This window comes from Streptomyces sp. NPDC060027 (assembly GCF_042737005.1).
Taxonomy (GTDB): domain Bacteria; phylum Actinomycetota; class Actinomycetes; order Streptomycetales; family Streptomycetaceae; genus Streptomyces.
The window spans coordinates 1-11,264 of sequence record NZ_JBHWVI010000257.1; the positions used below are offsets into that span (position 1 = coordinate 1).

At 74.1% G+C, this 11,264-nt stretch carries 7 protein-coding genes and 1 pseudogene; 4 read left to right on the plus strand and 4 right to left on the minus strand.

Annotated elements, in window-relative coordinates:
- Positions 1 to 205: 205 nt before the first annotated feature.
- Positions 206 to 1,690 (plus strand): DNA-3-methyladenine glycosylase 2 family protein, encoded by a 1,485-nt coding sequence (locus tag ACFWBT_RS37400; RefSeq protein WP_385707628.1) that lies wholly within the window; start codon positions 206 to 208, stop codon positions 1,688 to 1,690.
- Positions 1,691 to 1,926: 236 nt separating this feature from the next.
- Here the strand turns inward: ACFWBT_RS37400 and ACFWBT_RS37405 are convergent, their stop codons facing one another.
- Complete coding sequence (locus ACFWBT_RS37405; RefSeq protein ID WP_385707616.1) at positions 1,927 to 2,295, minus strand: PPOX class F420-dependent oxidoreductase; 369 nt, start codon at positions 2,293 to 2,295, stop codon at positions 1,927 to 1,929.
- 195 nt (positions 2,296 to 2,490) lie between these two features.
- On the opposite strand from ACFWBT_RS37405, the pseudogene ACFWBT_RS37410 reads away from it, so the two are divergent.
- Positions 2,491 to 3,723 (plus strand): annotated as a pseudogene (locus ACFWBT_RS37410) (SGNH/GDSL hydrolase family protein); the annotation flags it as partial.
- Between the two features lie 50 nt (positions 3,724 to 3,773).
- Here ACFWBT_RS37410 and ACFWBT_RS37415 read toward each other — a convergent pair.
- Together ACFWBT_RS37415 and ACFWBT_RS37420 are read right to left on the minus strand one after the other, a co-directional pair.
- Positions 3,774 to 4,256, minus strand: a complete 483-nt coding sequence (locus ACFWBT_RS37415) for a DUF456 domain-containing protein (protein ID WP_385707618.1) — start codon at positions 4,254 to 4,256, stop codon at positions 3,774 to 3,776.
- Between the two features lie 36 nt (positions 4,257 to 4,292).
- Positions 4,293 to 5,273 (minus strand): helix-turn-helix transcriptional regulator, encoded by a 981-nt coding sequence (locus ACFWBT_RS37420; RefSeq protein WP_385707620.1) that lies wholly within the window; start codon positions 5,271 to 5,273, stop codon positions 4,293 to 4,295.
- A 420-nt stretch (positions 5,274 to 5,693) separates the two neighbouring features.
- On the opposite strand from ACFWBT_RS37420, the gene ACFWBT_RS37425 reads away from it, so the two are divergent.
- Together ACFWBT_RS37425 and ACFWBT_RS37430 are read left to right on the plus strand one after the other, a co-directional pair.
- Positions 5,694 to 7,595 (plus strand): protein phosphatase 2C domain-containing protein, encoded by a 1,902-nt coding sequence (locus tag ACFWBT_RS37425; RefSeq protein ID WP_385707622.1) that lies wholly within the window; start codon positions 5,694 to 5,696, stop codon positions 7,593 to 7,595.
- A 100-nt stretch (positions 7,596 to 7,695) separates the two neighbouring features.
- On the plus strand, positions 7,696 to 9,438 hold the full coding sequence (locus ACFWBT_RS37430) for a pyruvate dehydrogenase (protein WP_385707624.1): 1,743 nt from the start codon (positions 7,696 to 7,698) through the stop codon (positions 9,436 to 9,438).
- A gap of 31 nt (positions 9,439 to 9,469) precedes the next feature.
- On the opposite strand, the gene ACFWBT_RS37435 is transcribed toward ACFWBT_RS37430, so the two are convergent.
- Positions 9,470 to 10,927, minus strand: a complete 1,458-nt coding sequence (locus tag ACFWBT_RS37435; protein ID WP_385707626.1) for a helix-turn-helix domain-containing protein — start codon at positions 10,925 to 10,927, stop codon at positions 9,470 to 9,472.
- Between the last annotated feature and the right edge of the window lie 337 nt (positions 10,928 to 11,264).

An 11,264-nucleotide genomic window follows, 5' to 3' on the forward strand; every position in this document is an offset into this window, starting at 1 on the left:
GGGGGGCCCCCCCCCGCCCCGCACCGCACCCTCGCCCGCCTCGGCCTCGGCCTCCGCCGTCGGTCTTGCCGGTGCGGTCCCGCACCGGAGCGTCCCTCCCGCCACCCGGCCGGCCCGGGGTGAAGGCGAGGCCTCGCCCGGATCGCAGTGCCGTGTCCGATTTCCGCCAGCCCCGTGGTGCGGGGCGGGCCACACTGGAAGGGTGATCGACGAGGACACCAGGTACGAGGCCGTGCGGAGCCGGGACGCCCGGTTCGACGGGGAGTTCTTCTTCGCCGTGCGGACGACGGGGATCTACTGCAGGCCCAGCTGCCCGGCGGTGACACCGAAGCGGCAGAACGTGCGGTTCTACGCGACGGCCGCCGCCGCGCAGGGTTCGGGCTTCCGGGCCTGCCGCAGATGCCGCCCGGACGCCGTGCCGGGCTCCGCCGCCTGGAACGTACGGGCCGACGTCGTCGGCCGGGCCATGCGCCTGATCGGTGACGGCGTCGTGGACCGTGAGGGCGTCGCAGGGCTCGCCACCCGGCTCGGGTACAGCGCCCGCCAGGTCCAGCGGCAGCTCACGGCGGAGGTCGGCGCGGGCCCGGTCGCGCTGGCCAGGGCCCAACGGGCGCACACCGCGCGCATACTGCTCCAGACCACCGAACTCCCCATCACGCAGATCGCGTTCGCGGCGGGGTTCGCCAGCGTCCGCCAGTTCAACGACACGATCCGCGCGGTCTACGCGTCGACGCCGAGCGAGGTGCGCGCCGCCGCGCCGCGCACCGGCCCCGCCGCCCGGCGCGCGGCCACCCCCACCGCGGGTGTCCCGCTCCGGCTCGCCCACCGGGGGCCCTACCAGACCACCGCCGTCTTCGACCTGCTGGCAGCCGAGGCCGTCCCGGGGGTCGAGGCCGTCGGCGGCAGCCGTGGCCGGCGTACGTACCGGCGCACCCTGCGGCTGCCGTACGGCACGGGAATCGTGGCCGTCGACGAACGGGCGGGCACGGGCGCGGGCCGCCCCGGTTCCGGCGGGACCGGCCGTGTCGCGGGAGCACCGGACCCCTCCGTGGGAGCACCTGACCCCTCCGTGGGAGTGGCGGACCCGACCGGTGCCGCGCACCCCGGTGGCTGGCTCGACGCCCGGCTGCACCTCACCGATCTCCGGGACCTCACCACCGCCGTACAGCGGCTGCGCCGGCTGTTCGACCTCGACGCGGATCCGTACGCCGTCGACGAGCGGCTGGGAGCCGACCCGCGGCTGGGTCCCCTGGTCGCGGCGCGGCCGGGCCTCAGATCGCCGGGCACCGCCGATCCGGACGAGCTGGCGGTGCGCGCGCTGGTGGGGGAGGCGGAGGCCGAGCGACTGGTGCAGCGGTACGGCAAGGCGCTGGACGCTCCCTGCGACACGCTCACGCATCTCTTTCCCGAGGCCGCCGTGCTCGCCCAGGCGGAGCCGGACGGCCCCCTCGGCGCTCTGACCACCGCCCTCGCCGACGGCGCGCTGCGTCTCGACCCGGGCGCCGACCGCGACGAGGCTCAGGAGGCGCTGCTCGCGCTGCCCGGCATGGACGAGGGCGTCGCCGCCGTCATCCGCACCCGGGCCCTCGGCGACCCGGACGTGGCACCGCCCGGAGCGGACATCCCGGACGGCTGGCGCCCGTGGCGCTCGTACGCCGTCAGGCACCTGCGGGCCGCGGGGGAGCCGTAGGCCAACGGCCCGAGCCAGGAGGCGCGTTCACCCGGTGCCCGGCAGGTCCCCCGCACCGGCGCGTGCGGGTGCTGGTCGTGCCGGCCGTCCTCCTGCGGCAGCGCACCGCGCGGGGTGCCCTCCACAGGACGAACCGTTCGGCGGTCGACCGGGCCCGAACTGCGGCCGCTCACCGACGGACTCGGCTGGCCGGCGGCCCGGGTCGCTGTCGTAACCGGCCCGATCCGTGGGGCCGCTCAGGCGTCGAGGCCCCAACTGTGGATTCTCCTCGGGTGGATGCGGATCAGTTCCTCACTGAAGTGCGGTCCCAAGTCGTGCGCGCCGGTGAGCAGTTCCGCCTCCCCGCGGATGTCGATGCCTCTGACCTTCCACGGCTCGAGGCTGACGATGTCGTCGACGACCAGGGCGACCTTCGGGTTCTTCCGGAGGTTGCGCCACTTCTTCGTGGTCCCCATCGCGTAGCCGCCGATCAGGATCGTTCCGTCCCCCTGCGGGAAGAAGCCGACGGGGTTGGCCTGGGGCTGCCCGAGAGGGTCGACGGTGGCCAGCCGCCCCAGTCGCTGCGACCTCAGATACGTGCGCTCGGCCTCGCTGAATTCGGTCATGACAGCACCCAAACACGCCCCCGCCCGCGACGCATCGGGTTCCGGACCTAGGACCGGAGGAGGAGCGCGTCGCGCCCGAAGCCGTGACGGTGCGTCGGGAGGGGCATGCCCGATGGTGTGACGGTGCGTCGGGAGGGGCTGCCCGATGGTGTGACGGTGGTTGCGGGAGCCCATGCCCGGGGAAGCGATGGCCTCATGACTCGCCCGAGCACGTTCCGGCGCCTGTTCGTCACCCTGGCGACCGCCCTGGTCCTCGCCTCGCCGGGCACGATCGCCGAGGCGAGATCCGCGCCCGGCCGGACCGCTCCGAAGCCGGTCCTGACCTGGACGGGCACCTGGGAGGCCGCCGCCTCCGACACCGCGCCCGCGCTGCCCGGCGCCTCCATCCGCAACGTCGTGCACACCAGCGTCGGCGGCCGGGCCGCCCGCGTCCGGCTGTCCAACCGGCTCGGCACGAGACCGCTCCAACTCGGTTCCGTGACACTGGCGTTGCAGCGGCCGGACGAGCCGACGAGTCCCCGGGCCGTCGCGGGCTCCGTGCGCGCGGTCACCTTCGCCGGCGCCAGGCCGGCCACCGTCCCCGCCGGCCGGGACCTGGTCAGCGACCCCGTCGTCCTGTCGGTCCCCGCCGACGCCAACCTCCTGGTCTCGGTGCACACCCCCGCCGACTCGGGCCCGGCGACCTACCACCGCTCCGCGCTCCAGGCCAACTTCATCGCGCCGCAGGGCGACCGGACCGCCGAGGAGAGCGGCGCCGCCTACACCACCACCATCGGCAACTGGTACTACGTGACCGGCGTCGACGTGCTCGGCCCTTCGGCCGCGGGCAGCGTGGTCACCCTCGGCGACTCCATCACCGACGGCACCGGCTCCTCCTTCAGCGCCAACCGCCGCTGGCCCGACCGGCTTGCCGCCCGGCTGCGCGGACTTCCCGCCGACCGCGGGGCCGGCGTCCTGAACGCGGGGATCGCCGGGAACCGCCTCCTGCTCGACGGCCGGGGCCCGAGCGCTCTGGCCCGCCTGGACGCCGACGTCCTCTCCCGCGCGGGGGTCCGGGCGCTGATCGTGCTGGAGGGCATCAACGACATCAAGGGGACACCGGCGCAGACGGACCCCCGCGCTCTGGAGAGCGCCTACCGGCTTCTCGTACGCCGCGCGCACTCCCGCGGCATCCGGGTCGTCGGCGCCACCATCACTCCGTACGGCGGTCACGGCGCGTACACCCCGGCCCGGGAAGCCGTGCGGCAGGCGGTCAACGCCGCCATCCGCACCCACCGGATCTTCGACGGGGTCGCGGACTTCGACGCCACCGTCCGCGACCCCGCCCGTCCGAGCCGGATCCTCCCCGCCTACGACCCCGGCGACCATCTGCACTTCAACGACTCCGGCATGCGGGCGCTCGCCGACACGATCGACCTGAACACGCTCCTCCCGCCGCGGGCCGCCCGCCGGCCGAGCCTGGCACCTCCCGCGCCGGCTCAGCCCCAGATGACCGCGCCCAGCCAGGCACCCATGATCAACAGGCAGGCGAGGAGTTCCGTCAGCACGCTCCAGCCGCCCGAGCGCATCGCGGTCCGCACCGAGGCCTTCGCCTCCCCGTGCCCACCGAGGCGCAGCCGCTCGCCGAGGTAGATCCCGCCGATGAAACCGGGCACGGCGCCGACGACCGGCACCAGGAAGAAGCCGAGGACCGCCCCGGCACCGGCGTACACCGCCATTCGGGTGGTGGCGCCGCTCTCGCGCAGCCGTCGCGGCGGCAGCATCCAGCGGATGGCCTGGGCGAGCAGCAGGACCGCGGTCGCACCGACGAGGACGCCCCAGGAGAGGGCCTGCGGGTCGCTCAGCGCCCACCACAGGACCGCGGCCCAGACGAGCCACGACCCCGGCAGTCCGGGCACCAGTACTCCTGCCAGGCCGAGCAGAATCACCACGCCGACCAGCAGGAGTTCCCACGCTCCCATCTGCCCAGGGTGCCGGAGCGGACGGGAGACCGCAGGTCAGTCCCGCGCCACCCAGCCCCGCTCGTACGCGTGCCAGCCCAGCTGCAGCCGGGTCGTCACGCCCGTCAGCTCCATCAGCCGCTTGACCCGGCGCTGCACCGTCCTGAGGCCCAGGTCGAGCTGTTTGGCGACGCTCGCGTCGGTCAGCCCCGCGAGGAGGAGGGAGAGGATCTCCAGGTCGGCGGCGTCCGGGCCGTCCGGTTCCTCCTCCAGCACGCCCCGGCCGCCCAGCCGCAGCGGCAGGGCGTCCCGCCAGACCGACTGGAACAGCCCCGACAGCAACTCCAGGAGCCCGCTCGCGTGCACGACCAGCGCGGCCGGCTCCGCGGTGTGCGAGGTGAGCGGCACCATCGCGAGCGCCCGGTCGGCGATCACCAGCTTGGTCGGCACCTCGTCCACGACCCGCACCTGCTCGTCGCGGCCGAGCGCGGCGGACAGCTCGGTGATGCCGCTGGGCAGGTCGAGGACGGACCGCTCGACGACCACGCGGTAGGCGACACCCCGGTCCGCGGCCTGCGCCTCGGCGTCGTTGTCCGTGCCGGAGACCACCACCGGGTTCCCGGTGACCAGCGCGCACACCTCCTCGGTCGCGCCCAGCTGGAGCTGGAGGAAGCGCTGGGAGACCGCCGCCGCGCCGATCACCACCTCGACCAGGTCGTGCACGGCCGGCTCGGCGGCGGAGGCCCGGTACTCCTCGGCCAGCAGCGCGGCCGCCAGCTCCGCCTTCTCCAGCTCGTGGCGCTGCTGGGTGAGCAGCGCCCCGAGGGCGACCCCCGGCGGCGCGGCCACCCAGCGGCCGGGCCGCGCCGAGGACTGGGCGGCCAGACCGTGCCGCTCCAGCCGGCGCAGCGCGCGCTCCGTGTCGTACTCGCCGAGCGCGAGCCGACACGCGAGATCGGGCACGTCGGCGGCGCCCACGGACACCAGCGCCCGGTACGCCGACTCGTGGGTCTCGTCCAGACCTATCGCTCCCAGCATGCGGCGATGTCCCCTCCCAAGGATGCGTTCCGGCCGGTCGGCATCGCCGTGGCGGAAAGCGGCCACGGCGCAAACCCGCCTCGGCACATCATCGCCGTACCCCCCGCCCCTCTGACAAGCTCACGCCACCGCGGTACCAACCGCCGTCCGTAATGCCCTACTTGGGCTTGGCCTGCGCGAACGCGGGCCGTATCGGACCGTGACCCGGGCCTGCGACGTGCGTCAGGCCCCGGTCACCCGGACGCCGCCGGGCGGTTCTCCCGTGGGGGGTGGGACCGCCCGGCGGTCATGTGTGCACACGTTTCTTGTACGTATTCCTGTTCGGCGATTCACTCGACGCGCCGTTCGACCGCCCGCACCTTGGCCGGTTTTTCCGGATGCACCGTTTTCAACCGGCGGTCGCGGTGGACAATTACGGGCATGAGCCAGCAGGGGGAGAAGCCCACCGGTCACGAGGACGACTGGTGGGGCCAGTTGTACGACGACTCCACCGAGGACACGGGGCCCGCGCCCGTGGCCGATTCCCTGGACGACCGGTTCGCGTCGGCGGCGGGGACAGTGGGCGGCGGGCCCGAGCCGGGTCCGGCATCCGGGCCGGACCCGAGGCCGGCTCCGGACCCGAGGCCGGCTCCGGATCCGCGGTCCGCGCCGGGTCCGGGTCCCTTGTCAGGGCGCGGGGCCGTTTCACGGCCCGATGCGGCCGGGCCCGACGGCCCGCCGCACCCGGAGCGACCTCCCGCCGTGCCGGAGCCGTCCTCCCCCGAGACGGGGAAGCAGCCGCCGTTCCCGCCGAGGCAGCCTCCCGCCGTGACGGGACGGCCCGGCGGCACCGCGGCCTCCGTGCCCTGGCCCGGCGCGACCCCACGTGACGAGACGGCGTCACGGCCCGGCCGATGGGAGCGCGGCCCGGTGCCGCCTCCCGGCTCCGACCTGGGTCCCGCCGACCGGAGCGGGCCCACCCGGCAGCCGGCTCCCCGGCAGCCCGCTCCCTGGGAGCCGGCTCCCCCTGACCGCGCCCCCGACCCGGCCGCCCCCGCACCCTTCCCGCCCGGCCCGAAACCGCCGGGGTTCACCGCGCAGGAGCCCGGCCCGGACGCGTCCCGGGACACCCGGAGCGGTCCGTCCCCGGAGCCGCCGCCCGCACCGCAGATGCCGTCGCGGGTGCCCGCGTCGAGGGCACCGTCGGACGTACCGCCGAAACCCGTGTCGGCTCCCGCCGTCCCCTCGACCGCACCCCCCGCCCCCGCGCTGCCCAGCACCACCGGCGGCTTCCGGCCACCGCCCCCCGACGCGGACCCCGAGGACAGGTCGCCCGGCGAGCCCCGGGAGACCGCCCTCTCCGTCGTCGGGCGGCCGCCCTCCGTCGACCACGTCGGCTCCGGCCCGCCCACCTACGACGCCGAACCGACCGCGCTCCCGCCCGCCGACCCGGACGAACTCGACGACCTGGTCGCCGACACCGTGCTGGACGGCGCACGGTACGGGACGAGCACCCTGCGGGCCGTGTCCGTGCGCGGGGACTCCGCGCGCTACCGGGGCGAACCGCGCCGGGACTCGCTGCTCACAGCCCGGTTCGGCGTGGGCGAGCAGGCGCTCGTCCTGGTCGCGATGGCCACCGGCGCCCGGGCCACGCCGGGCGCGCACCGGGCCGCGGCGGAGGCGTGTCAGTGGATCGCGCGGGCCGTCGGGCGCAGCCACGCGCGGCTGTCCGACGACATCCGGGCCGCCCGGCGCGGCGACCTGAAGTCGGGCCTGCACCGGCTCACCGACCGTAGCCTCGGCAAACTGCGGGCCAGCGCGGCGGAGCAGGGCGTCGAACCCGAGGAGTACTCCGCCGGTCTGCGCTGCATGCTGCTGCCCGCCGACCCGGAGTGCCGTACCCGGGTGTTCTTCGGCGTCGGCCCGGGCGGCCTGTTCCGGCTGCGGGACGGCGAGTGGCAGGACATCGAACCGCGGGTCGCCGACACCACCGGGGAGGCCGTGGTCGGCTTCGGGTCGCTGCCCCACGAGACCCCCGAGGGCGACCGGCTTACCATGGACCTGGGCATCACGACACCCCCGAGCCCGTACGAACCCGCCCCCCGGCCGCCCCGCGCCCCCTTCCGGTTCCGGGCCTCCGTCGCCCGCCCGGGTGACACGCTCCTGCTGTGCACGAACGGCCTTGCGGAGCCGCTGCGCGGCGAACCCGAGCTGGCCGAGTACCTGACGACGCGGTGGTCGACGGCGGAGCCGCCCGGCCTGGCCGCCTTCCTGGCGGACAGCCTGGTGCGGGTCAAGGGGTACGCCGACGACCGGACCGCCGCCGCCGTCTGGGAGGCGTAACCGCGCACCGTGTGAATTCATGGACCGAGGGATGGACCAGGGAACCACGGGGACCCGAGACGCCCGAGGGCTTCGAGGATCACGAAGAGGTGCGTGCGCCATGGCCAAGCAGAACGTCGCCGAGCAGTTCGTCGACATCCTCGTCCGCGCCGGCGTCAAGCGGCTGTACGGAGTTGTGGGGGACAGCCTCAACCCGGTCGTGGACGCGATCCGGCGCAACGCGGCCATCGACTGGATCCACGTCCGCCACGAGGAGACCGCCGCCTTCGCCGCGGGCGCCGAGGCCCAGATCACCGGGAAACTCGCGGCCTGCGCCGGCTCCTGCGGTCCCGGCAACCTCCACCTGATCAACGGCCTGTACGACGCGCACCGCTCCATGGCCCCGGTGCTGGCCCTCGCCTCGCAGATCCCCTCCAGCGAGATCGGCCTCGGCTACTTCCAGGAGACCCATCCCGACCAGCTCTTCCGCGAGTGCAGTCACTACAGCGAACTCATCTCCAGCCCGAAGCAGATGCCGCGGCTGCTCCAGACCGCCATCCAGCACGCGGTGGGCCAGTCCGGGGTCAGTGTGGTCTCGCTGCCCGGCGACATCGCCGCCGAGCCCGCCCCGGACAAGACGATCGAAACCGCCCTCGTCACCTCCCGGCCCAGCGTCCGGCCCGGCGACACCGAGATCGACAAGCTCGTCGAGATGATCGACGAGGCGGACAAGGTCACCCTGTTCTGCGGGAGCGGCACGGCGGGCGCGCACGCCGAGGTCATGCAGTTCGCCGAGAAGATCAAGTCCCCGGTCGGGCACGCGCTGCGCGGCAAGGAATGGATTCAGTACGACAATCCCTTCGATGTCGGGATGAGCGGGCTTCTCGGGTACGGCGCGGCCTACGAGGCGACCCATGAGTGCGATCTCCTCATCCTGCTGGGCACCGACTTCCCGTACAACGCCTTCCTCCCGGACGACGTCAAGATCGTCCAGGTCGACGTGCGGCCCGAGCGCCTGGGGCGCCGGTCGAAGCTGGACCTGGCGGTGTGGGGCGATGTGAAGGAGACCCTGCGCTGTCTGATCCCGCGCGTGCGGCCCAAGGGGAACAGGCGCTTTCTCGACAAAATGCTGAAGAAGCACGCCGACGCCCTCGAGGGGGTCGTCAAGGCGTACACCCGCAAGGTCGAGAAGCACGTTCCGATCCATCCCGAGTACGTCGCCTCGGTGCTGGACGAACTGGCCGACGAGGACGCGGTGTTCACAGTGGACACCGGGATGTGCAATGTCTGGGCGGCCCGCTACATCTCGCCCAACGGCAGCCGCCGCGTGATCGGTTCGTTCTCGCACGGGTCGATGGCGAACGCGCTGCCGATGGCGATCGGCGCCCAGTTCACCGACCGGAAGCGGCAGGTCGTGTCGATGTCCGGCGACGGCGGATTCTCCATGCTGATGGGCGACTTCCTCACCCTCGTGCAGTACGACCTGCCGGTGAAGGTCGTTCTCTTCAACAACTCGTCCCTCGGCATGGTCGAACTGGAGATGCTCGTCGCCGGGCTGCCCTCCTACGGCACCGCCAACAAGAACCCGGACTTCGCGGCGGTGGCCCGTGCGTGCGGCGCGTACGGCGTCCGGGTCGAGAAGCCCAAGCAGCTCGCCGGCGCCCTCAAGGACGCCTTCCGCCACAAGGGCCCGGCCCTGGTCGACGTCGTCACCGACCCGAACGCGCTCTCCATCCCGCCGAAGATCAGCGCGGACATGGTGACGGGCTTCGCGCTCTCGGCATCGAAGATCGTGCTGGACGGCGGCGTCGGACGGATGGTGCAGCTGGCCCGCTCCAACCTGCGCAACATGCCCCGCCCGTAAGGGCGTCGGCCCCGTGCGCCGGTGGCCCCGCTCAGTCCGTGAGAGTCCAGCCGCCGCTCGCGTACCCATAGTGCGGCAGACCCTTGGTGCCGCTGAGGCGGAACGGGACGCCGTGGTCGTCGATGCGCTCGGTGCCGGTGCGGCCCTGCGAGGACCATTCGAGCTCCAGGTACCAACGGCAGTCGCAGCCGACGGTCCGGGCGTCGACCATCAGCACCTCGGGATCCTTCACGGACACCCGGTAGGGCAGCTGCAGCGGCGGAGTGATCGTTCCGCCGTCATTGCCCGGGACCGCGCGGGCGATGGGCCGGGCCATGTCCAGATCGACGGCGAACGAGTGGGGGGCCATGTCGGCGCCGCAACCCTGGCCCGTTGAGTAGACCTTGCCCTTCACCGGGGCCGAGCGTCCGACGACGCGGACCCGCAGGGCCTCCAGGACGACAGCCGCGTCCGTCCGCCCCTGCACGGTGATGTCCACGAAGGACTGGCCGCCGTGCACCGCGTTCTGCGTCCTCGCCCAGGGGGACGCGTCCTGCGGGGCCGGGGGCGGTGGCACATCCTCGGGCACCTTGTCGATGACGTAGTCGTGAAAGCAGCCGGTCGCCCAGCGATGGGAGTTCGCGGTCCAGGTGAGGGGGGTGACGGCGGAGCCGGCCGCGGGGGCCCTGCTCGCGGACGGGCCCGGCGAGGCGTCTCGCTTGCCGGATGCCTTCGGGGACGGCGTGCCGGACGGCCGGCCGCGCGTGCTGGAGGGGTGGGCGGACGGCGTCGGGGAGCCGTGCCGCGCGCCCGCCGTCCTCGTGGTCTTCGTGCCGGACGCCTGGTCGTCGCCGGTGGCCGAGGGGTGCCCGGACGGCAGGGCGGACAGGCTGCCCAGGGTGGCGATCAGCGCCGTCACGACAGCGGCGGTGACCGTCACGCGGCGCCTGTACCAGGGCCTTCGCGAGGCGGGGCGCGACGCCACGTCGTGCGCGCGCGACGAGCCGGGGAGGCTTTCCGCGGAGGTCTCCTGGAGACCGGGCGAGGATTCGGGCGCTGCCGTGGGCACGGAGCCGTCGGGCAGTGTGGAAGCGGTGTCGGCGGCGGTCGTGGACACGGCGTCGGTGGCCGGTGCGGACACGGTGTCGGCGGCCGGTGTGGACGCGAGCTCAGGTGCCCTGTCGGCCATGGGGCCCTCGCCGCTCGCCGCGAGGCCTTCGGCGACTCCCGGTACGGACTCGGCCGCCGGCCGGGGCCGTTGCCGTGCCGCCACCGCCAGGATCCACCGCCGGTGCAGCTCGGTCCGTTCGGCCGGACTGGCCTCGCACAACGCGGCGAACCGTTCCACGGATGCGAAGCCGAGCGGCACGGCGTCCCCCGAGCAGTACCGGTGCAGCGTCGAGGCGTTCATGTTCAGGCGGCGCGCGAGTGCCGCGTAACTGCGGTCCGTGCGGGCCTTCAGACGCCGCAGCAGCGCCGCGAACTCCTCCACCTCGTCCTGGGACGACACCGGTTCCCCCTGCCTCGCGTCCCAGGACGGTATCCCAGGCACTCCCCATAAGGAGAGGTCGGGAGGCCTGGGACGGTTCCACCGTTGCGGATGGGGCGCAGCCCGTTGTCCCCGCACCGCGGGGCCGCCGATGCTCTGGGTGTCGCCGGAGCGGCCCCCACGTCACGGGGGTCGAGGGGGCCGCCCGCACACCGCGACGCACTGTCGAGTCCCACCCACCAAGCTCGTCGTCGGCCTGGACCGCAACCACCGGATCACCCACATCCGCACCCCGGGCGCCGGCGGCAAGTGACCGCGTCCGTCCTCCGGGGCCGGGCACGCGCACCGCGGGCCCGGC